General features: G+C 61.2%; 21 protein-coding genes. 11 read left to right on the plus strand and 10 right to left on the minus strand.

Going from position 1 to position 22,045, the window contains the following annotated elements:
- Positions 1-7 precede the first annotated feature (7 nt).
- Positions 8-478, plus strand: coding sequence for a MaoC family dehydratase (locus QMX88_RS04785; protein WP_192171547.1), 471 nt, complete (start codon positions 8-10; stop codon positions 476-478).
- 111 nt (positions 479-589) lie between these two features.
- Here QMX88_RS04785 and ccoM read toward each other — a convergent pair whose 3' ends face one another.
- From ccoM to QMX88_RS04800, 3 genes are all read right to left on the minus strand, one after another.
- Positions 590-706: a cytochrome c oxidase subunit CcoM gene (ccoM, locus tag QMX88_RS04790; RefSeq protein WP_282366821.1), complete on the minus strand. Its 117-nt coding sequence runs from the start codon at positions 704-706 to the stop codon at positions 590-592.
- A 133-nt stretch (positions 707-839) separates the two neighbouring features.
- Positions 840-1,001, minus strand: a complete 162-nt coding sequence (locus QMX88_RS04795) for a hypothetical protein (protein ID WP_192171548.1) — start codon at positions 999-1,001, stop codon at positions 840-842.
- 66 nt (positions 1,002-1,067) lie between these two features.
- Positions 1,068-1,415 (minus strand): aspartate-semialdehyde dehydrogenase, encoded by a 348-nt coding sequence (locus QMX88_RS04800; protein ID WP_192171549.1) that lies wholly within the window; start codon positions 1,413-1,415, stop codon positions 1,068-1,070.
- A 206-nt stretch (positions 1,416-1,621) separates the two neighbouring features.
- On the opposite strand from QMX88_RS04800, the gene rapA reads away from it, so the two are divergent.
- On the plus strand, positions 1,622-4,468 hold the full coding sequence (gene rapA, locus QMX88_RS04805; RefSeq protein ID WP_192171550.1) for an RNA polymerase-associated protein RapA: 2,847 nt from the start codon (positions 1,622-1,624) through the stop codon (positions 4,466-4,468).
- A 207-nt stretch (positions 4,469-4,675) separates the two neighbouring features.
- Here the strand turns inward: rapA and QMX88_RS04810 are convergent, their stop codons facing one another.
- Together QMX88_RS04810 and QMX88_RS04815 are read right to left on the minus strand one after the other, a co-directional pair.
- Positions 4,676-6,031, minus strand: coding sequence for a spinster family MFS transporter (locus QMX88_RS04810; RefSeq protein ID WP_282366825.1), 1,356 nt, complete (start codon positions 6,029-6,031; stop codon positions 4,676-4,678).
- Between the two features lie 273 nt (positions 6,032-6,304).
- Entirely contained in the window at positions 6,305-6,604 is a 300-nt protein-coding gene (locus QMX88_RS04815; RefSeq protein ID WP_192171552.1) for a DUF2288 domain-containing protein, read from the minus strand.
- A 328-nt stretch (positions 6,605-6,932) separates the two neighbouring features.
- Here QMX88_RS04815 and QMX88_RS04820 point away from each other — a divergent pair, with 328 nt between their 5' ends.
- The 5 genes from QMX88_RS04820 (at position 6,933) to QMX88_RS04840 (ending at position 11,930) form a co-directional block, all read left to right on the plus strand.
- A complete protein-coding gene (locus QMX88_RS04820) occupies positions 6,933-8,060 on the plus strand; it encodes a branched-chain amino acid ABC transporter substrate-binding protein (protein ID WP_282366827.1) in 1,128 nt (375 codons plus the stop codon).
- 215 nt (positions 8,061-8,275) lie between these two features.
- Positions 8,276-9,202, plus strand: a complete 927-nt coding sequence (gene livH / locus QMX88_RS04825; protein ID WP_172609396.1) for a high-affinity branched-chain amino acid ABC transporter permease LivH — start codon at positions 8,276-8,278, stop codon at positions 9,200-9,202.
- Positions 9,199-10,461, plus strand: a complete 1,263-nt coding sequence (locus QMX88_RS04830) for a high-affinity branched-chain amino acid ABC transporter permease LivM (RefSeq protein WP_192171554.1) — start codon at positions 9,199-9,201, stop codon at positions 10,459-10,461. The genes livH and QMX88_RS04830 overlap by 4 nt, the downstream gene beginning before the upstream one ends.
- Positions 10,461-11,228, plus strand: coding sequence for a high-affinity branched-chain amino acid ABC transporter ATP-binding protein LivG (livG, locus tag QMX88_RS04835; protein WP_122536637.1), 768 nt, complete (start codon positions 10,461-10,463; stop codon positions 11,226-11,228). Before QMX88_RS04830 ends, livG begins: the two co-directional genes overlap by 1 nt.
- On the plus strand, positions 11,229-11,930 hold the full coding sequence (locus QMX88_RS04840; RefSeq protein ID WP_282366839.1) for an ABC transporter ATP-binding protein: 702 nt from the start codon (positions 11,229-11,231) through the stop codon (positions 11,928-11,930).
- Positions 11,931-12,459: 529 nt separating this feature from the next.
- Here the strand turns inward: QMX88_RS04840 and QMX88_RS04845 are convergent.
- Positions 12,460-13,368 carry a LysR family transcriptional regulator gene (locus tag QMX88_RS04845; protein WP_282366840.1) on the minus strand — a complete coding sequence of 303 codons (909 nt, stop codon included), beginning with the start codon at positions 13,366-13,368 and terminating at the stop codon, positions 12,460-12,462.
- Between the two features lie 105 nt (positions 13,369-13,473).
- On the opposite strand from QMX88_RS04845, the gene QMX88_RS04850 reads away from it, so the two are divergent.
- From QMX88_RS04850 to nhaA, 4 genes are all read left to right on the plus strand, one after another.
- Positions 13,474-14,073 carry a short chain dehydrogenase gene (locus QMX88_RS04850; protein ID WP_192171557.1) on the plus strand — a complete coding sequence of 200 codons (600 nt, stop codon included), beginning with the start codon at positions 13,474-13,476 and terminating at the stop codon, positions 14,071-14,073.
- Between the two features lie 62 nt (positions 14,074-14,135).
- On the plus strand, positions 14,136-14,816 hold the full coding sequence (locus tag QMX88_RS04855; protein WP_192171558.1) for a hypothetical protein: 681 nt from the start codon (positions 14,136-14,138) through the stop codon (positions 14,814-14,816).
- 319 nt (positions 14,817-15,135) lie between these two features.
- A complete protein-coding gene (locus QMX88_RS04860) occupies positions 15,136-16,749 on the plus strand; it encodes an NAD(P)/FAD-dependent oxidoreductase (protein ID WP_192171559.1) in 1,614 nt (537 codons plus the stop codon).
- 170 nt (positions 16,750-16,919) lie between these two features.
- A complete protein-coding gene (nhaA, locus tag QMX88_RS04865; protein ID WP_282366844.1) occupies positions 16,920-18,110 on the plus strand; it encodes a Na+/H+ antiporter NhaA in 1,191 nt (396 codons plus the stop codon).
- Between the two features lie 86 nt (positions 18,111-18,196).
- Here the strand turns inward: nhaA and QMX88_RS04870 are convergent, their stop codons facing one another.
- The 4 genes from QMX88_RS04870 to QMX88_RS04885 form a co-directional block, all read right to left on the minus strand.
- Positions 18,197-18,661, minus strand: coding sequence for a glycine zipper 2TM domain-containing protein (locus QMX88_RS04870; protein ID WP_037012225.1), 465 nt, complete (start codon positions 18,659-18,661; stop codon positions 18,197-18,199).
- A gap of 208 nt (positions 18,662-18,869) precedes the next feature.
- Positions 18,870-19,517, minus strand: a complete 648-nt coding sequence (gene pdxH / locus QMX88_RS04875; RefSeq protein ID WP_282366849.1) for a pyridoxamine 5'-phosphate oxidase — start codon at positions 19,515-19,517, stop codon at positions 18,870-18,872.
- A 48-nt stretch (positions 19,518-19,565) separates the two neighbouring features.
- A complete protein-coding gene (locus QMX88_RS04880) occupies positions 19,566-20,672 on the minus strand; it encodes an OmpA family protein (protein ID WP_282366851.1) in 1,107 nt (368 codons plus the stop codon).
- A 150-nt stretch (positions 20,673-20,822) separates the two neighbouring features.
- Positions 20,823-21,971 carry a serine hydrolase domain-containing protein gene (locus tag QMX88_RS04885; RefSeq protein WP_282366916.1) on the minus strand — a complete coding sequence of 383 codons (1,149 nt, stop codon included), beginning with the start codon at positions 21,969-21,971 and terminating at the stop codon, positions 20,823-20,825.
- Positions 21,972-22,045 lie beyond the last annotated feature (74 nt).

Below are 22,045 nucleotides of genomic sequence, written 5' to 3' on the forward strand. Positions count from 1 at the left end.
ACACCCCATGACCCAAGTCACCAACACGCCGTACGAAGCCCTTGAAGTCGGTCAGACTGCCAGCTACAGCAAAACCGTTGAAGAGCGTCATATCCAGCTGTTTGCCGAGATGTCCGGCGACCGCAACCCGGTGCACCTGGACGCTGAATTTGCGGCCAAAAGCATGTTCAAGGATCGCATCGCCCACGGCATGTTCAGCGGCGCATTGATCAGCGCGGCGGTGGCTTGCGAACTGCCTGGCCCGGGCACGATTTACCTGGGTCAGCAGATGACCTTCCAGAAGCCGGTGAAGATCGGCGACACCCTGACCGTGCGCCTGGAAATCCTCGAGAAACTGCCGAAATTCCGCGTGCGCATCGCCACTCGCGTGTTCAACCAGAACGATGAACTGGTGGTGGATGGCGAGGCCGAAATCCTCGCGCCACGCAAGCTGCAGACCGTGACCCTGGCTGACCTGCCGCCTATCACCGTGGGCTGAGCCGACGCCAGCATCCTCCCGGCATAGCAATCAGCACGCACAGCCATAACGCAAAAAAAATGGGCAACCGAAGTTGCCCAAAATGCCTTGCGTGCTCTTTGTGTAGAAGACTCAGCGTCTTCCGCGCCGGGGTGAGTCTTTCCAGATGAACAGTCCGACGCTTGAATAAATCACCATCGCCAGCCCCACCGTCATGACGCCGGCTATCACTGCGTGGTCAAGAAACATGCGCACTCCTTCTGCCCGAGGCTGTTTGATGGGCGCAGAGTAATCAGTGGGGTGACGAGAGGAATTGACTCAGGTCAATGCCGGCGTGAATCACAAACAGCAGCCGGCAGACGGGGGACGAACGGAAGGCGGGTCAGCGTTTTTTTGGTTTGCTCTTGGCTTTCTTCTTGCCCTTGCCCAGCGGCATAGCCTGCTCGAAAGCGCTGCGGACTTCGTTCAGGCGTTTGTCATTGAGGTCGTGAACACGCTTGGCGCGCTCGGCGCTCAGGTCTACCAGTTTTCCGTCATCGCTCATGGCGTATCGCTCGTGAATAGCTGTTGCCGCCAATAATGCGCAATCGAGGCGGCGCTGACCAGCGCCTCAGACCTTCAGGTCGACCCACAGGCCCTGGCGCGGCTCGTCGTCAATGATCGGCACCACCGGCACGGTGTCGTCGGCATTGAGGAAATCCCCGGGAATGGCCGGGCCTTCTTGAAGATCAGGGTGACGGTCGGCCACGCGCCGGTCGCTGCGGCGGCGTTGGTGGCGACGTTGTTCTTCGCGCAGCAGCAATTCGGCCTGCTCGCGGTCACGTTCGCCCAGGTCGATGTTGGTTTCGCTCGAACTCTTTTGAATCGGCGTTACCGGCGGGATGTCCGGGGTGGGTTTGACCGGGTCCAGCTGCGAAGTCACGGGGGCCGCGCTCAGTGGGATCAGCGGTGGCAGCATGGTAATGGTCTCCTGTTATCAAGCTGTCGGCTGCCGTTTCGTCGACTTGAGCCGATTCAAGCGCGAGTTTCGACTATGTTTTTCGCAGCAAGTGCCCGCCTCAGGCGCGCCACCCAATATATCCGGGCGTTTTTACAATGTGGCTTTGGCCTGGGCGCCTTGTTCCGTTAACATAGTCGGCTTTTTCAAGGCGGGAGTCAGGCAGCATGTCGCAGCAGTATCAACCGGGGCAACGCTGGATTAGCGACAGCGAAGCCGAGCTGGGTTTGGGCACCGTTCTGGCTCAGGACGGCCGCTTGCTGACCGTGCTCTATCCGGCCACTGGCGACACGCGCCAGTATGCTTTGCGCAATGCGCCGCTGACGCGGGTGCGCTTCTCGCCGGGTGACACCATCACCCACTTCGAAAACTGGAAGATGACCGTCCGCGAAGTCGACGACGTCGACGGCCTGCTGGTCTACCACGGCCTCAACGCGCAGAACCAGCCCGTGACCCTGCCGGAAACCCAGCTGTCGAACTTCATCCAGTTCCGTCTGGCCACTGACCGCCTGTTTGCCGGGCAGATCGACCCACTCCCGTGGTTCTCCCTGCGTTATCACACCCTCGAACACACCAGCCGCCAGCTGCAATCCTCGCTGTGGGGCCTGGGCGGCGTGCGCGCACAACCGATCGCTCACCAGTTGCACATCGCCCGTGAAGTCGCCGACCGTATCGCGCCGCGGGTTTTGCTGGCGGACGAAGTGGGGCTGGGTAAAACCATCGAAGCCGGTCTGGTCATCCACCGCCAGTTGCTCTCGGGCCGCGCTAACCGGGTGCTGATCCTGGTACCGGAAAACCTGCAGCACCAGTGGCTGGTGGAAATGCGCCGTCGCTTCAACCTGCAGGTCGCGCTGTTCGACGCCGAACGCTTCATCGAAAGCGATGCCAGCAACCCGTTCGAAGACACGCAACTGGCGCTGGTGTCGCTGGAATGGCTGGTTGAGGACGAGAAGGCCCAGGATGCGCTGTTCGCGGCGGGCTGGGACCTACTGGTCGTCGACGAGGCCCACCACCTGGTCTGGCACGAAGAAAAGGCCAGCCGTGAATACTCGCTGGTCGAGCAACTGGCCGAGGTCATTCCCGGCGTGCTGCTGCTGACCGCAACCCCCGAGCAGCTCGGTCAGGACAGCCACTTCGCCCGCCTGCGCCTGTTGGACCCGAACCGTTTCCATGACCTGCACGCCTTCCGCGCCGAGAGCGAAAACTATCGCCCGGTCGCCGAAGCCGTTCAGGAGCTGCTGGACAAAGGCACGCTGTCGCCCAAGGCCAACGAGACCATTCGCGGTTTCCTCGGCGCCGAAGCCGAAGCGCTGCTGACCGCTGTTGCCGCCGGCGACGCCGAAGCCAGTGCCCGCCTGATCCGCGAACTGCTTGACCGTCACGGCACCGGCCGCGTGCTGTTCCGCAACACCCGCGCCGCCGTGCAAGGGTTCCCGGAACGCAAGCTGCACCCGTATCCCCTGCCCTGCCCGGCTGAATACCTGGAACTGCCGATTGGCGAACACGCCGACCTGTACCCGGAAGTCAGCTTCCAGGCCCAAAGCGAGCTCAGCGAAGAAGAGCGCTGGTGGCGTTTCGATCCGCGCGTTGACTGGCTGATCGACACCCTGAAAATGCTCAAGCGCGTGAAGGTGCTGGTCATCTGCGCCCACGCCGAAACCGCGATGGACCTGGAAGACGCCCTGCGCGTGCGCTCCGGCATCCCGGCCACGGTCTTCCACGAAGGCATGAACATCCTCGAGCGTGACCGCGCGGCGGCGTACTTCGCCGACGAAGAGTTCGGCGCCCAGGTGCTGATCTGTTCGGAAATCGGCAGTGAAGGCCGCAACTTCCAGTTTTCACACCACCTGGTGCTGTTCGACCTGCCTGCGCACCCGGACCTGCTGGAGCAGCGGATCGGCCGTCTGGACCGGATCGGCCAGAAGCACATCATCGAGCTGCACGTGCCGTATCTGGAAACCAGCCCGCAAGAGCGGCTGTTCCAGTGGTATCACGAGGCGCTCAACGCATTCCTCAACACTTGCCCGACCGGCAACGCACTGCAACATACGTTCGGTCCGCGCCTGTTGCCGCAGCTGGAAGGCGGCGACGAGGACGACTGGCAGGCCCTGGTGACCGAGGCGCGCAACGAGCGCGTGCGTCTGGAAAGCGAACTGCACACCGGCCGCGACCGTCTGCTGGAGCTGAATTCCGGCGGCGCGGGCGAAGGCGAAGCGCTGGTGGAAGCCATCCTTGAGCAGGACGATCAGTTCACCCTGCCGATTTACATGGAAACCCTGTTCGACGCGTTCGGCATCGACAGTGAAGATCACTCGGAGAACGCGCTGATCCTGCGGCCGAGCGAGAAGATGCTCGACGCCAGCTTCCCGCTGGGCGACGACGAGGGCGTGACCATCACCTACGACCGTAATCAGGCGCTGGCCCGCGAGGACATGCAGTTCATTACCTGGGAACACCCGATGGTGCAGGGCGGCATGGATCTGGTGCTGTCCGGCTCGATGGGCAACACCGCCGTGGCACTCATCAAGAACAAGGCGCTGAAACCCGGCACCGTGTTGCTGGAATTGCTCTACGTCAGTGAGGTGGTCGCGCCGCGCTCGCTGCAACTGGGCCGCTACCTGCCGCCGGCCGCGCTGCGTTGCCTGCTGGACGGCAACGGCAACGACCTGTCGGGCCGCGTGTCCTTCACCACCCTGAACGATCAGCTGGAGAGCGTGCCCCGGGCCAGCGCCAACAAGTTCATTCAGGCACAGCGCGACGTGCTCAACCCGCAGATCAACGCCGCCGAGAGCAAGATCGCGCCGAAGCACGCTGAACGTGTCGCGGAAGCCCAGCGACGTCTCGCGGCAGACACCGAAGAAGAGCTGGCGCGTTTGACCGCGTTGCAAGCGGTCAACCCGACCGTGCGCGACAGCGAACTGGCGGCATTGCGTGAACAACGTGAGCAAGGCCTGGCCATGCTGGAAAAAGCCGCGCTGCGCCTGGAAGCGATTCGGGTGTTGGTGGCGGGCTAATCAGGTTCGCCGCAGGAAATGTGGGAGTGAGCTTGCTCACGAAGGGGCCGGGACGTTCAGCCATTTTCTTTACTGACTGAACTTAAGCCTTCGCGAGCAAGCTCGCTCCCACGGGATAGCGCTCGGCTCGGGATCTTCTAGACCCCACAGAGCGCATGTGCACTTACTTTAAAGTAGGCCGCTGTGGTGTGGGAGTGACCGGGACATTTACGCCACCGACGGCTTCACCCCCTGCCCCACCGGCTCATCCGCCACCATCCCCTCGCGCATCCGCTGCGCGTCGGCGCTGAAGCACTTCGACGCGCGCACCAGAAACACCAACACGAAAAACAACGCCACCGGTATCAAATACATCGCATCGTGCAGCCCCACCGCCTTGAACGGTTCGGTCATCTGCTCGACCTGCGCGGCGTACATGGCCGAGTGAGCGAAATGGTCCGACAACAGCCCCACCACCACCGGCCCCAACCCGCCGCCCAGCAGATACAGACCGGCAAAGAACAGCGCCATGGCCGTGGCGCGCAGCCGGGGCTGCACCACGTCCTGAATCGCGGTGTAAACGCAGGTGTAGAAGTTGTAGGAAAACAGCCAGCCCAAGCTGAAGACGCCAACGAACACGCCGATCTCGATGCGCCCGGCGTGCAGCGCATAACCGGTGCACAGCGTCGCAACCACCATGCTGATCGCGGCAAACATCAGGCGGCCGTTGCTCCAGCGTTGATGCAGCTTGTCCGCCACCCAGCCGCCGACGGTCAGGCCAATGAGACCGGTCACGCCGACGATCATGCCGGTGGCCATCGCGGCTTCCTGCAAGGGCAGTAAGAAGTAGCGCTGCAGCATCGACACCATGAACGAGTTGCACGCGTAGGTGGCGAAGTTGAACGCCAGACCGGCGAGCACCAGCCAGCGGAACGTAGGAATCGACAGCACGCGGCGGATCGGCCGGTCGATTTTCTCCTGGGAAATGGCCACGCTTTCAGCGGCGCCCCGGGCCGGCTCGCGAATGAAGAACATGAACACCGCCAGCACCAGCCCCGGCACCGCGGCGATGAAGAACGGCGCGCGCCAGCTGCCGAACGCCTGCACCATCGCGCCGATGGTAAAGAACGCCAGCAGCAGCCCCAGGGGCAATCCCAGCATAAAGATGCCCATGGCCCGGGCGCGGCGGTGGGCGGGGAACAGGTCGCCGATCAATGAATTGGCCGCTGGCGCATAGCTCGCCTCTCCGATCCCGACGCCCATGCGCACCAGCAGAAACGCCCAGAAGTTGCCGACCAGACCGTTCACTGCCGTCAGCCCGCTCCACACCGCCAGGCCCCAGCCCATCAACTTGCGACGCGAACCGTTGTCGGCCATGCGCCCCAACGGCAGACCCGCCACTGCGTACACCAGGGTGAAGGCGGTGCCGATGATGCCGAGCTGAAAGTCGCTCAGCGACCATTCCTTGCGGATGGGCTCGATGATGATCGCGGGAATCGTGCGGTCGAAGAAATTGAACAGGTTGGCCAGAAACAGCAGAAACAGAACGCGCCAAGCGTTCCTTGCCTGAGTCGATTGATCCATGGGGCGCTCTCTTTCTTGTTATAGGAGGCTATCCCGGCTGACGCCTCCGGTTTGCCTGAAATCTAGTCACGCCTTGGCACTCTGTCTGTGAACATTCGCCCCGCTGATACCCATCCATTGAACGTCCGCCAGAAATCCCGGAGCGACCCTGATGGTTTTCCCAAAATGAAGCATCGATCCGGTGAGACATTCCGCTACCGACGACACACCGGCAGTTACCGCATTACCCACTTTGCCATCATCCGACGCACCATTTTTGAGCAGTGACCAGCGTCACGCCCTTTCGTGGATCAACACCCACGGCGCGACAACCACTGCCCAGAGGGGCGGATTGCGCTCGAAAAGATCCAGAGCCTTTGATTCAGAGACCTTGCCGACGTCCCCACTCTTGAGCCACGCCGCCACTTGCGCCTCACTGTTCTCGGCAAATGCCTGGGCCACGGCGATCAAATCCAGGCTGGGCTCGACCCACAACAGGGCACCCTTCGCAAAAAATGGTTGCAATTCATTCCACGTAATCGAAGCCGTTTCGCCAAGCAGTTTGGCATAGAGGGTGCTAGGTTCTTGCGTCATGGGTTTTCACCGTATTGGAAAATCGGCGCAATGATAGCGCCGCCCTCCGTACCGACAAACCCGGATTCAAGTGATTGATTGCAGGGAAGTTCGCCCAAGCCGACCGGTTCGTTGCCCGACAGGGTTATAGAGCCGGCTTGATTGTGTATCTTTCTGTCGATTAAGCGACATCCACAGGTTTTGTCCCCCGCAGCCAGCTATTCAAGCGATCGACCGGCGCTCTAAACTGTTCCGGTACAGTTGCTGGGGGTGCGGCCTGGAAATTCAATCCGGTCCTGCAGCTTTGGCCGTCAGGATTATAAAAACGACAACGCAAGAGTGGAGCATCATGACTAAGGGTATTAATCAGATTTCCAAGCTGTTTGCCGCACTGGTTCTGGCGGGGGTTGCCAGTCACTCGTTCGCAGCTGACACAATCAAGATCGGCATTGCCGGCCCTAAAACCGGTGCTGTGGCCCAGTACGGCGACATGCAGTTCAGCGGCGCCAAGATGGCCATCGACCAGATCAACGCCAAAGGCGGCATCGACGGCAAGAAGCTTGAAGCGGTTGATTACGATGATGCCTGTGACCCTAAACAAGCGGTCGCCATCGCCAACAAAGTGGTCAACGACGGCGTCAAGTTCGTGGTCGGTCACCTCTGCTCCAGCTCCACTCAGCCTGCTTCGGACATCTACGAAGACGAAGGCATCATCATGGTGACCCCGGCGGCCACAAGCCCGGAAATCACCGCCCGCGGTTACAAAATGATCTTCCGCACCATCGGCCTGGACAGTGCACAGGGCCCGGCTGCCGGCGACTACATCGCCAAGCAGATCAAGCCGAAGATCGTTGCGGTCATCCACGACAAACAGCAATACGGTGAAGGCATCGCTACTGCCGTCAAGCAGACCCTTGAAAAAGACGGCGTGAAAGTCGCCCTGTTCGAAGGTATCAATGCCGGCGACAAGGACTTCTCCTCGCTGATCGCCAAGATGAAGCAAGCCAACGTCGACTTCGTCTACTACGGCGGCTACCACCCTGAGCTGGGTCTGATCCTGCGTCAGGCACAGGAAAAAGGCCTGAAAGCCGGCTTCATGGGTCCGGAAGGCGTGGGCAACGCCTCCATCTCGCAGATCGCTCAGGACGCGTCCGAAGGTCTGCTGGTGACCCTGCCGAAATCCTTCGATCAGGACCCGGCCAACAATGAACTGGTCGCCGCGTTCAAGGCGAAGAAAGAAGACCCAAGCGGTCCGTTCGTGTTCCCGGCCTACGCGGCTGTGGAAGTGATTGCTGAAGCGATCAAGACCGCCAAGTCCGAAGACACCGCGAAAGTGGCAGCCGCCATTCACGCCGGTACGTTCAAGACCCCTACCGGCGATCTGAGCTTCGACGCCAAGGGTGACTTGAAAGACTTCAAATTCGTCGTTTACACCTGGCACAAAGATGGCACCAAGACTGAAGCCCCTGTGAAATAACGCAGCCTTCATGCTTACCCGAAGCCCACTGCAACCGCAGTGGGCTTTGTTTTAGCTGGGCAGCGAATTTCACAAGAATTCCGATCCCTGAACATCTTGAAACCGCACCAGTGAACCACTGGGCTCGTGCCGGACGCGGACGTAGATCACGACGCGCGAGCGGGAAAAAGACACCACCAGTGAAACACCAGGCAGGTTTTTAGGAGCACTCAGCAATGCCGATAGATCTCTATCACTTTCTTCAACAGCTGGTTAATGGGATGACCATTGGCAGCACTTACGCCTTGATTGCCATTGGCTACACCATGGTTTACGGCATCATCGGCATGATCAACTTCGCCCACGGCGAGGTGTACATGATCGGCTCGTATGTGGCGTTTATCGCCCTGGCCGGTCTGACCATGCTTGGCCTGGACAGCCTGCCCCTGCTGATTACCGCAGCTTTCGTCGCCAGTATTGTGGTGACCAGCGCCTACGGTTACGCCATCGAGCGAGTTGCCTATCGCCCGTTGCGCGGCAGCAACCGTTTGATCCCTCTGATTTCCGCCATCGGCATGTCGATTTTCCTGCAGAACACCGTGCTGTTGTCGCAGGACTCGAAAGACAAATCGATCCCTAACCTCATTCCCGGCAACTTCGTTTTCGGCCCCGGCAGCACCCATGAAGTGGTGATCTCCTACATGCAGATCCTCATCTTCATCGTCACGCTGGTGGCCATGCTCGGTCTGACATGGTTCATCTCCCGCTCTCGCCTGGGTCGCGCCTGCCGTGCCTGCGCCGAAGACATCAAGATGGCCAACCTGCTGGGGATCAACACCAACAACATCATCGCCCTGACCTTCGTCATCGGTGCCGCCCTGGCGGCGGTCGCTGCGGTGCTGCTGAGCATGCAGTACGGCGTGATCAACCCCAACGCAGGGTTCCTCGTCGGCATCAAAGCCTTTACCGCCGCAGTACTGGGCGGTATCGGCAGTATCCCGGGCGCGATGCTCGGCGGTCTGGTGCTGGGCATCGCCGAAGCCTTTGGCGCCGACATCTTTGGCGACCAGTACAAGGATGTGGTGGCGTTCGGTCTTCTCGTATTGGTGTTGTTGTTCCGGCCAACCGGCCTGCTCGGCCGTCCGGAGGTTGAAAAAGTATGACCAGGAATCTCAAATCGGCCCTCTTCAGCGCAGTGCTGGTGCTGGCCGTCGCTTACCCGATCCTCGGGCTCAAACTGGACATCGTCGGGATCAATCTCGCGGTGGTCGGCGCCAGCACCACCACCGTGCTGCTGATTTTTGCCGCGGCGTTGCTGATGTTCCTGCGCGTGCTGTTCAACGAACAGATCAGCGCGATGTGGCGTTCGCGTCCGCAGAAACAGCTGATGTCGGACAAGACCAGCAACTTTCTGACCCTGCCGTCGACCCAACGCTGGTTCCTCGGCGCGCTGGTGATTGCTGCGCTGGTGTGGCCATTCTTCGGCTCGCGCGGCGCGGTGGACATCGCGACCTTGATCCTGATCTACGTGATGCTCGGCCTGGGCCTGAACATCGTCGTCGGTCTGGCGGGTCTGCTTGACCTCGGTTACGTCGGCTTTTACGCCGTGGGCGCGTACACCTACGCCCTGCTGCAGCACTACTTCGGCTTCGGTTTCTGGATCTGCCTGCCGCTGGCCGGCCTGGCGTCGGCGACGTTCGGCTTCCTGCTGGGCTTCCCGGTCCTGCGTTTGCGTGGCGACTATCTGGCCATCGTGACGCTGGGTTTCGGTGAAATCATTCGCCTGTTCCTGCGTAACCTGACCGACATCACCGGCGGCCCGAACGGCATCAGCAACATCGAAAAACCGACGCTGTTCGGCCTGACGTTCGAGCGCAAGGCTGCAGAAGGCATGCAGACGTTCCACGAATACTTCGGTCTGGAATACAACTCCATCAACAAGGTGATCTTTCTCTACCTGATCGCCCTGCTGCTGGCGCTGTTGGCGCTGTTCGTGATCAACCGGCTGTTGCGCATGCCCATCGGCCGCGCCTGGGAAGCCCTGCGTGAAGACGAAATCGCCTGCCGCGCGCTGGGCCTGAATCCGACCATCATCAAGCTGTCGGCCTTTACCCTCGGCGCTGCATTCGCCGGTTTCGCCGGCAGTTTCTTCGCCGCGCGTCAGGGGTTGATCACCCCGGAGTCGTTCACCTTTCTGGAGTCGGCGATCATCCTCGCCATCGTGGTCCTGGGCGGCATGGGCTCGCAGCTGGGCGTGATCCTCGCCGCGGTCGTGATGATTCTGTTGCCTGAACTGCTTCGCGAATTCAGCGAATACCGGATGCTCGGCTTCGGCGCCTTGATGGTGCTGATGATGATCTGGCGTCCTCAGGGCTTCCTGCCGATGCAGCGTCCCGTCATGAAACTCAAGGGGGAGCGCTGATGAGCCGTCCACTTCTGCAAGCGTCCGGCTTGTGCATGCGCTTTGGCGGTCTGTTGGCCGTCAACGGCGTCGGTCTGACCGTCAACGAGAAGCAGGTCGTGTCGATGATCGGCCCGAACGGCGCCGGCAAGACCACCGTTTTCAACTGCCTGACCGGCTTCTACAAACCCACCTCCGGCACGATTCTGCTGGATGGCGAGCCGATTCAGGGCCTGGCCGGCCATGAGATCGCCCGTAAAGGCGTGGTGCGAACGTTCCAGAACGTGCGCCTGTTCAAGGAAATGACCGCGGTGGAAAACCTGCTGGTGGCCCAGCATCGCCACCTCAACACGAATTTCCTGTCCGGCCTGTTCAAGACCCCGGCGTATCGCAAAAGCGAGCGCGAGGCGATGGAATATGCCGAGCATTGGCTCGAAGCGGTTGACCTGAAGGAATTCGCCAACCGTCCTGCCGGCACGCTGGCCTACGGTCAGCAACGCCGTCTGGAAATTGCCCGCTGCATGATGACGCGCCCGCGCATTCTGATGCTCGACGAGCCGGCGGCCGGTCTGAACCCGAAAGAAACCGAAGACCTGAAAGCGTTGATCGGCGTGTTGCGTAACGAGCACAACGCGACGGTGTTGCTGATCGAGCACGACATGAAGCTGGTCATGAGCATTTCCGACCATATCGTGGTGATCAATCAGGGCACGCCGCTGGCCGATGGCACGCCCGAGCAGATCCGTGACAATCCTGAAGTGATCAAAGCCTATCTGGGGGAAGCGTAAATGCTGCAGTTTGATAACGTTTCCACGTTCTACGGCAAGATCCAGGCATTGCACGGTGTCAGCATCGATGTGCAGCAGGGCGAGATTGTCACGTTGATCGGCGCCAATGGCGCGGGCAAGTCGACGCTGTTGATGACGCTGTGCGGTTCGCCGCGCGCGCACAGTGGCAGCATCCGCTATATGGGTGAGGAACTGGTCGGTCTGGAGTCGTCGGTGATCATGCGCAAGAGTATTGCGGTGGTGCCGGAGGGCCGTCGTGTGTTCGCCCGTCTGACGGTGGAGGAGAATCTGGCGATGGGCGGGTTCTTCACGGACAAGGCCGATTATCAGGTGCAGATGGAGAAGGTGCTTGAGTTGTTCCCGCGTCTGAAGGAGCGCTTCAATCAGCGCGGCGGCACGATGTCCGGCGGTGAGCAGCAGATGCTGGCGATCGGGCGTGCGTTGATGAGCAAGCCGAAGCTGTTGTTGCTGGATGAGCCTTCGCTGGGTCTGGCGCCGATAATTATTCAGCAGATTTTCGAGATTGTTGAGCAGTTGCGGCGGGATGGGGTGACGGTGTTTCTGGTGGAGCAGAATGCGAATCAGGCGTTGAAGATCGCTGATCGTGCGTATGTTCTGGAGAATGGCCGGGTGGTGATGCAGGGGTCGGGGGCGGAGTTGCTGGTCGATCCGAAAGTGCGGGATGCTTATTTAGGCGGATAGCTGCTCGCCTTCGGCGGGTTGTCCTTGGAAAGCCTGAAGATCAAGAGCGTCTGCCTGAGGGCAGACGTTTCGCCTTCGGCGAGTTACTTGATAAAGCCCCAAGTAACCAAGGGCTTAGTGCTCCTGGTTGGGCCCTTCCTTCGTCAGGGTTCCTTCACTCCGGTCTCGCTCCGTGGGCCCGCGCCGAACGGACATCCATGTCCTGACGGCGCTCTCGCCGCATCCCTGCGGCTCGGCCCACTCCACGAGACCTGCGTTCAGCCTGCACCCAAGTCGCGATTGGCGGTGTTTGGGCTTTTTGCGTTTGAAGATCAAAAGCAGGTCAAAGGCTTCCCGGCTGAAGCCGGTCCTACAGGAGTCGCCGTCGGTGCCACTGGCTGCACGCGTTGCTTTTTGTAGGACCGGCTTTAGCCGGGAATAGGCCAGTGGCTGCGACATCAATTTTGATTTCTGTTTACAAGGGACTGATTTATTTACAGCGCTTCACCGTAAATTAATCTGTCCCCGCTCGATTTGATAACCCCAGAAGTCAGAGCTGTTCCAGCGCCGCAGTGCTGCGCTCGAACCATTCACTCAAATAATCCGCCATGACTTGCACCCGCCTCGGCAGCCGTCCTTCAAAGGGGTGGACTAGGTAAAGGGACGAAACCGGCGTCTGGTAATCACGCAGCAACCAGTGCAACCGTCCTTCTTTCAGTTCCTCATGGACCATGTACGACGGCAGGCGGGCGATGCCGGCGCCGACGAGGGCGGCTTTTTTCAGGAGGCCGTAGTGGTTGCTGGCGAAGGTGCCGCGGACGTTGACGCGGGTCAGTTCATGTTTCTGGTGGTAGCCCCAGGATTCGCGGCCGGCGTGATGGCTGTTGAGCAGGCATCGATGGACGCGCAGTTCTTCCGGGGTTTGCGGGGTGCCGTGTCTGGCGAGGTAGTCCGGGCTGGCGCAGGTCAGCTCCTGTAGCGACAGCAACGGCTTGGCCACCAGGCGTTCGTCGATCCCCACGCTGGAACGTATGCCCAGGTCGAAGCCATCACGGCGCATGTCGCGGAAGTGGTTGTTGAGGTCGAGTTCCACCTGAACGTCGGGGTAGGTGTGGGCGAATTCGGTGAGCAGGCCTTCGAAGAAGGTTTCGCCCAACGACACCGGCACGGTCAGGCGTACGGTGCCGATCAGGCTTTCGCTCAGGTAGGCCATGGCGTCGCGAACGCGGTCGCGTTGGGCCAGTAGCGCGCGGGCTTCGGGCAGGAGAATGGCGCCCGCCGAGGTCAGCGTCAGGCTGCGGGTGGTGCGATGGAGCAGCGTAACGCCGAAATTCTTTTCCAGTTTGCTGATGCGCTTGGACAGTTGGCTGGTACTGGTGTCCAGCCATTGCGCGGCCAGGGTGAAGCTGTTGGCCTCCACCAGCATCGCGAACGCGGCCAGGTCGTCCATTTCGCTCATGATTGTTTCCTTTCTGACAAACCGGGATTGCCGTTTAGCCCCTGTTTCGGTGGGAAAAGGCAACTCACACTGAGCGCCTGATCCATACCAGGGGAAAATCGCATCATGAAAATTCTATTGATTGGCGCCAGTGGCACCATTGGCTCGGCGATCGAGAAAGAGTTGGCGCCACGCCACGAGATCGTTCGCATCGGCAGAACCGGCGCAGACGAGCACGTCGATATTAGTGACAGCGACTCGATCCGCAAACTATTCGAACGGACAGGCCCTTTCGACGCATTGATTTGCGCGGCCGGCAATGTCACCTTCGCGCCGCTGGGCGAGATGACCGCCGACTCTTTCGCCCTGGGCCTTCGGGACAAGCTGATGGGTCAGGTCAATCTGCTGCTGATCGGTCGGGAATTCGCCAACGACGGTGCGTCCTTCACCTTCACCACCGGCATTACCAGCGTCGATCCGATTCGCACCGGAGCGTCAGCCAGTTTGGTCAACGGCGCCATCGACGCCTTCGTGCGCGCCGCCGCCATCGAGATGCCGCGGGGCATGCGGGTCAATTCGGTCAGCCCCAACGTGCTGGTCGAAGCCATGGGCAGCTACGCGCCGTACTTTCGCGGCTTCAAGCCGGTCCCCGCAGCGGATGTAGCATTGGCGTACGCAAAAAGTGTCGAAGGGCTACAAACCGGACAGACGTATCGCGTTGGCTAATCGCCCCTTGTGATGAGCGAGCAGGCTGAGTAACGTGGCGGCACTTGTCTGGAGACCGCCCCATGTCCGCTGCTCGTTCCGCTCTGATGTTCGCCTTGTTGCCCCTGTTTGCCGGCTGCCAGTTGATGCCCATGTCGTCCAGTGACAGCAAGGTGTCGACCGCTGGCATGATCCGCATGCAGGGCACCCTCAGCGGTGACGGCGGCAAGCTGTTCTTCGCCCCGTGCAACGAACAGCGCCGCTATGCAGTGACCGACAAGGGCAACACCGGCGTCCTGCAGGAAGCCGCTTCGGTGGTGGACAAGAACGGCAAGGCGTTCGCCGATGTACGTGGCAACTTCGTCGCGAGCAAGGCACAGGGCAGTGACGGTCAGGCCGACATCTACCAGCTCTACCGCGTCGAGCGCCCGAGCGGTGCCTGCGAGGACCCCAATTTCAAGCGCCTGACGATTCATGCCAGCGGCAACGGCCCGAAATGGAACCTCAACGCCAGCGGCAAGGGTCTGGTGCTTGAGCGCGAAGGCCAGGAGCCGTTCGCCGTGCCGTACATGGAAGAGCAGATGCCCGAGGGCCGCTTCAACCTGATCACCGACGCCAACAATCAGCACGTCGAGCTCTACGTCGCGCCGCTGCGCTGTGTGGACCCGTCGAACGGCTCGGTGCAGCACCTGACCGCCGAACTCCGGGTCAACGGCCAGGTTCAGCGCGGTTGCGCGTACTTCGGGGCGATGCGTAACGATTGATAGCCTTACGCTGAAGCTGAAACCTCAAACCTGAATCTGTACAGGCGCAACACTGGTGGGAGTGAGCTTGCTCGCGAATGCGGTAGGTCAGGCGCTCACAGCGCTGTCTGATAAGACGCTTTCGCGAGCAAGCTCGCTCCCACATATTCCCCATTAGCCTTGAGATCAAGTTTTCCCAGCTGACTCGGTGCAAAGCTAAACGGCGGCTGCGTGGCGGATGTCGTCGCTCGGGCCACCGCTCCCTGCTCAATGTGGCTTATAATCGCGCGCTCTTGTAGTGCTGCCGGGCCGATCCTGCGGCCCGAAACCGGATCTTTCAATGTTACGAATCACCGAATTCAAACTGCCGCTGGACCACGCGGACGACGAACTGCGCCCTGCACTTCTGCAACGCCTGGCCATCGGCAGCGATGAGCTTCTGGATTTCACCCTGTTCAAGCGCAGCTATGATGCGCGCAAGAAATCCACCGAGCTGCAGTTCATTTACACCATCGACTTCCAGGTGCGCGACGAAGCCGCCCTGCTCCAGCGCCTGAGCCACGACAAACACATCGGCCCGGCGCCAGACGTCAGTTACAAAGTGGTCGGCCACGCCCCTGCCGATCTGAGCCAGCGTCCGTTGGTAGTCGGCTTCGGCCCGTGCGGGATTTTCGCCGGCCTGTTGCTGGCGCAGATGGGCTTCAAGCCAATCATCCTCGAACGCGGCACCGAAGTCCGTCAGCGCACCAAGGACACCTGGGGGCTGTGGCGCAAGAACGTGCTCAACCCGGAGTCCAACGTGCAGTTCGGTGAGGGCGGCGCGGGGACGTTCTCCGACGGCAAGCTCTACAGTCAGATCAAAGACCCGAAATTCATCGGTCGCAAGGTCTTGCACGAATTCGTCAAAGCCGGTGCGCCGGAAGAGATTCTCTACGTCAGCAAGCCACACATCGGCACCTTCCGGTTGACCGGCGTGGTCGAGAACATGCGTCATCAGATCGAAGCGCTGGGCGGCGAAGTGCGTTTCCAGCAGCGGGTCACCGATGTACTGATCGAAGACGGCCAGATGCAGGGCGTCGTGCTCGATAGCGGCGAGCGCATCGACTCGCGGCACGTCATTCTGGCGCTGGGCCACAGCGCCCGGGACACCTTCCGCATGCTCCACGGGCGCGGCGTGTTCATGGAGGCCAAGCCGTTTTCGGTCGGCTTCCGCATCGAACACCCGCAAGGTCTGATCGACCGCGCGCGCCTGGGCAAGTACGCCGGTCACCCCAAGCTTGGCGCTGCCGATTACAAGCTGGTGCACCACGCCAAGAACGGCCGTTCGGTGTACAGCTTCTGCATGTGCCCCGGCGGCACCGTGGTGGCGGCAACCTCTGAGCCCAACCGCGTGGTCACCAACGGCATGAGCCAGTACTCGCGCAACGAGCGCAACGCCAACTCCGGCATCGTCGTCGGCATCACCCCTGAGCAGGATTATCCGGGCAGCCCGCTGGCCGGCATCGAACTGCAGGAGCGACTGGAGTCCCACGCCTACATCATGGGCGGCGAAACCTACGAGGCTCCGGCGCAACTGGTAGGCGATTTCATCGCGGGCAAGGCGTCAACGGCGTTGGGCGGCGTAGAACCTTCCTACAAGCCGGGCGTCAAGCTGACCGACCTTGCCGACGCATTGCCCGCCTTCGCCATCGAAGCCATTCGTGAGGCGCTGCCGGCGTTCGAGAAGCAGATCAGAGGATTTTCGCAGCACGACGCGATCCTCACCGGCATTGAAACGCGTACCTCCTCGCCCCTGCGCATCACCCGTGGCGAGGACCTGCAGAGCCTCAACGTCAAAGGCCTGTTCCCGGCAGGCGAAGGCGCAGGCTATGCCGGCGGCATCCTGTCGGCCGGCGTCGACGGGATCCGCATCGCCGAAGCGTTGGCCCGAAATATCCTGGGCATCACTGAATAAACCACTTAAAGGCATCGCCCTACAGCACTCCGAAACGAATCCATAGGATTCGTGAGCGGTGTCTGTAGGGCGTTATTTTTGATTACAAATTCGGCTTCAGATCCTGTTTTCAGACACCAGAACGCGCGTTAGGGTGGCGCTCCTTTTCAGGCTGCCCTTGGAGCGTCACCTTGCCCGTACGCAATACATTCAGACGTTTCTTCCAGCTGGAAGCCGCCGGTGGCTTGCTGCTGATCGCCGCCGCGGCCCTCGCCATGATCATCAACAATTCTCCCCTGTCCTGGCTGTATAACGGCTGGCTGGAAACGCCGGTCGTTGCCCAGATCGGCGCGTTGCACATCGCCAAACCGTTGCTGCTGTGGATCAACGACGGCCTGATGGCGTTGTTCTTCCTGCTGATCGGGCTGGAGGTCAAGCGCGAGGTCCTGCAAGGACACCTCTCGCGGCCCTCCCAAATTGTCCTGCCGGGCGCGGCGGCCATCGGCGGCATGCTCATCCCTGCCCTGCTCTTCCGGGCGCTTAACTCAGACAATCCCGCCGCCGTGAGTGGCTGGGCGATTCCCATGGCCACCGACATCGCCTTCGCCCTCGGCGTGCTGGCGTTGCTGGGCAAACGGGTGCCGGTGTCGCTCAAGCTGTTTCTCATGACCCTGGCGATCATCGATGATCTGGGCGCGATCATTGTCATCGCGCTGTTCTACTCCGGCGAACTGTCCAGCCTGGCATTGGCGCTGGCAGCCGCGTCGATTGCCGGGCTGATCACCATGAACCGCCTGGGCGTGACCAGACTCGCGCCCTACTTGCTGATCGGCACCGTCTTGTGGGTCTGCGTGCTGAAGAGCGGCGTCCACGCCACGCTGGCCGGCGTTGTGCTGGCGTTCTGCATTCCGCTGCGGACGCCCAAAGACGTCGCCTCCCCCCTGCAGCAACTCGAACACGCCCTGCATCCCTGGGTGGCGTATTTCATTCTGCCGCTGTTCGCGTTCGCCAACGCCGGCGTCCCTTTGGCCGGCGTGACGCTGGAGAGCTTCACCCATCCCGTACCACTCGGCATCGCCCTTAGTCTGCTGCTGGGCAAAGTCATCGGTGTGTTTGGCCTGACGTGGCTGGCCATCAAGACGGGTCTCGCATCACTGCCGACCGGCGCAAACTGGGGGCAGGTGCTGGGGGTTTCGATGCTGTGCGGGATCGGCTTCACCATGAGCCTGTTTGTCGGCTCACTGGCGTTCGTGCCGGGACAAAGCGAGTTTGCCGGGATGGATCGAATGGGGATTTTGACGGGGTCTGTTCTTGCCGCGCTGATCGGCTACGGCATCACCGCAATGGCCAGTCGCAGCACGCGCTCAGCAGCGTTGAAATGAAACGCTGAAATGCAAAACGCCCCGAATGATCGGGGCGTTTTCGCAAGCGGACATTTTACGCCCAGCTTCGAGACATGCCGCGCGGCTTAGTGGCTGACGCGACTGGTGCCGTTGACGGTCATGATGCGAACGCGCTCACCCACACGGAAGATCTCGTTTTCCTGAACTTCCTGCACATAAGCACGCATGGTGCCGTCGTCTTCACGCACGGTGATCTCGACGCCTTGAGCACGGGTCAGGCCGCCTTCCGCTGCCGAACCCAGCAGACCACCAGCGACCGCACCGATCACGGCCGTCACGATGCTGCCGCGACCGCCACCGATGGCGCTGCCACCCACACCACCGACAATGGCACCGGCGCCTGCGCCGATCGGGGTTTTGGTGCCTTCAATCTTCACCGGACGCAACGATTCGATCGTGCCCAGCCGTACGGTCTGCACCTGACGAGCTTCGTCGCGCGAGTACGAGTCGCCGGTGAGGCTTGAAGTACAGCCGCCCAGCGTCAGCGCCATGGCGGTGAACGAAGCAACCAACAGAACAGACTTACGCATAACAGTTATCTCCAGAGGTACAGGTAGCCATTAGACTCTGCGACGCCAATCGATGTCACGGTCCTGTACCGATAATTTACGTTTATTCAGGCGTGATACAGCAACCCGCCGACGTCTACTTCAGTGGACGACGGCGCCGGAAATTGATTCAAAGAAAAGTGTGACAGAGACCCTGGTGCTGGCAGCACGGAGGTCCGAAGACCCGCACTCAGGGCGCGAGGCGCTCGCGCTGCCACTCATCTTCCAGCAGACGATAGTTCAGGCGGTCATGCAGACGGCTTGGACGCCCCTGCCAGAATTCGATGCGATCCGGCACCAGACGATAGCCGCCCCAGTGATTAGGACAGTCAGGCTGGGTGTCCATGAAACGCGCCTCGGTGGCTTTGAGCAAACCTTCGAGCTCTTCACGGTTGGCGATCACCCGACTTTGCGGGGATGCCCAGGCACCCAGGCGGCTGCCGAGGGGGCGTAGCTGAAAATAGGCGTCGGATTCTTCGTGGCTGACCCTGGATACGCGGCCTTCGATGCGCACCTGACGTTCCAGCGAGGGCCAGAAAAACGTCATGGCGGCAAAAGGACGGGCGCTCAGCTGCTGGCCTTTGGCGCTCTCGTAGTTGGAAAAAAACGTGAAGCCCTGAGCGTCCAGGCCTTTGAGCAGCAGGACGCGGCAGTGGGGGCGACCGTCAGCGTCGACGGTCGCCAGCGTCATGGCGTTGGCCTCGACCGGCGCTTGCTCGGTTTCGACCGCTTCGTTGAACCAGCGATGGAACAGTGCGAAGGGCTCTCCCGGAGCCTGGGCTTCGGTCAACCCTTCGCGGGCATAGTTGCGACGCATATCGGCCAGACGCTGGCTCATCACTGCCTTCCTTAATCGAGATTCGTGAACAGAATCCCGATCTTAACCTCAGTTGCTGGCTTGAGCATCCGGGGCAGGTTTTTTGGCCGCTGCTTTCGCAGGCGCTGCCTTGGCTTTCACCGGCGCTGCTTTCTTCACAGGTGCTTTCTTGGCCGCAGGCGCCTTGGCTGCGGAAGCCTTGGTAGCAACGGCTTTCTTGGCCGGTGCAGCCGATTTGGCAGGCGCAGCAGCCTTGGTCGGCGCAGCAACCGGTGCCGGCGCCGGCGCGTTGGCGGTTTGCACGGCCAGCAGGGTCGGCGCTGGTGGCAGGTTGTACTTGGCCATTTCGGCAACCATTGTGTCCTGCGGCGTCAGGATGATTTCCACGCGACGGTTGAGTGCGCGACCCGGCGCGCTGTCACCGGCCGCACGGGGCATGTCGGCGCCCATGCCACGCAGGTTCAGACGGTTACGCTGCAGGCCGCTGAGGCGGAAGATCGCCGCAACCGATTGGGCGCGCTGCTGGCTGATCTTGAGATCGGCATCACTGGAGACGTCGCTGTGGCCCAACACCAGAACGGCGGCGCGCTGGTCGACTTCAACGATCTTGGCCATGCGGCTGATCGGGCCGAGGTTGGTCGGCAGGAGCATTTCCGGACGCTTCGGGTTGAAGGTGCTGTCGACCGGCGCGGTGACCACGAGGATGTCGTCACGGCGCTCGAGCTGGAACTGGCTGTCCTTGATCGCTTCGCGAATTTTTGGCTCGTTCAGATCCAGCCAGGCCTGGGTCACCTTCGGGTCGACTTTGGGAACAGCCGGCGCGGCGTCTTTTTTGGCTTCGGTTGCGCCGAACGGCCACCACCACTTGTTGGCGTCGCCGGCCTGGGCAACCGCCGGCGCAGCCGCCGGTTGAGTGGCGGCTACTTCTGGCTTCTTCTCGGTTTCGCCGTGGTCAGAACCAAACGGCCAGTACCAACGTGTACCGGTCTCGGCCTGGACCTTTGCCACTTGGGCAGCCGCCGGGTTTGGCGCTGGGGCTGCAGGCGCTGCATCAGCGCCCTTGCCTGAACCGAACGACCACCAGTGGTCATTGCTGGCCGACTGATCCTGAGGGGTTTGCGCACAGCCGGTGACGGCGATGCAGATGGCGAATGCGAGGCTTTTGTTAGCTGACATGGGTGACCCACATGAATAATTGATCAGAAAATGAACGAAGCAGCGCTCATATAACACGCATAAAGACCGTTTTGGAAAAAGAAACCGCCCTACGGCTCGGTTATCCAGATTTAACTGACAGTCGGTAGAACAAGCACTTAACGGCGATAGTTATTGCAAACACTCACCAAGCACGCGCACCAGACCCTGAGCCCGCGGATCCATCAGCACGTAAGGACCAAGGGTGTTCGTCACGAACCCAAACGCTACATCGCGCTTGGGATCGGCGAAGCCAACCGAGCCACCTGCGCCGGGATGGCCAAATGACTTGGCACCCAGCCCGAACGTCGCGTTAGGCACCGCGGGTTGATCGAGCATGCAACCCAGCCCGAAGCGGGTCTGGGTCAGCAGCGTCTTGTCTTGGCCGATGCTGTGCTCGCGCGTGAGCTCGTTGAGCATGTCGCCGTCCAGCAGGCTGCCGTCGAGCAAGCCGCTATAGAAGCCGGCCAGACTGCGTGCGTTGCCATGGCCATTGGCGGCAGGTTGCTGCATGCGCCGCCATTCCGGCTTGTTGGTGCTGGTCATGATCGACGGCGGGTTGGTGAACGCCCTCGCCGTCATGGACGCAGGTTCGCGCATCGTGGTCTGCAGCAGTCGCTGCGCGGCCTCATCACCGGCATTGCCCTTGCCTCTGGCAATGTGGGCGACGCGGTGAAACTCCTCGTCGGCAAGACCGACGTGGAAGTCCAGGCCCAGCGGACGTGAAATACGCGCAGCGATGGACTCACCCGGCCCGCGTCCGTCGGCGCGACGAATCATCTCGCCCACCAGCCAGCCGTAAGTGATCGCGGCATACCCATGGCCCTGACCCGGTGTCCACCAGGGTTCCTCGGCAGCCAGTACGCGAGTCATGGCCTGCCAGTCGTAAAGTGCTTCGGCCGGCAATATTTCACGGATCGCCGGGAGCCCGGCCTGATGACACAGCAACTGGCGCAGCGTGACGGACTGTTTGCCGTTGGCCGCAAACTCGGGCCAGAGACGGGCGACAGGCTCATCCAGATTCAGCTTGCCCTCGCCCACCAACTGCAAGGCCGTGACCGCCGTAAAAGTCTTGGTGCAGGAGAAGAGATTGGCAATGGTGTCGCTGTGCCAGACTTCGCTGCCATCCTTGTCTGCCGTGCCCGCCCACAGATCCAGCACCGTCTCGCCGCCAATCTGCACGCACAGCGCTGAACCACGCTCCTGCGGGTCGTCGAACAGCGCGGCGAACGCCTCGCGTACGGCCTCAAACTGAAGCTCGAAATGGCCTTGAATCTGCACGGTCTGGCTCTCCGGTCGGGCTGCAAAAATGGCGAACATTGTTCCAGCGATTGAACGCTTTGGGAACCGCCCGG

The organism is Pseudomonas sp. PS02290 (genome assembly GCF_029960075.1).
Taxonomy (GTDB): domain Bacteria; phylum Pseudomonadota; class Gammaproteobacteria; order Pseudomonadales; family Pseudomonadaceae; genus Aquipseudomonas.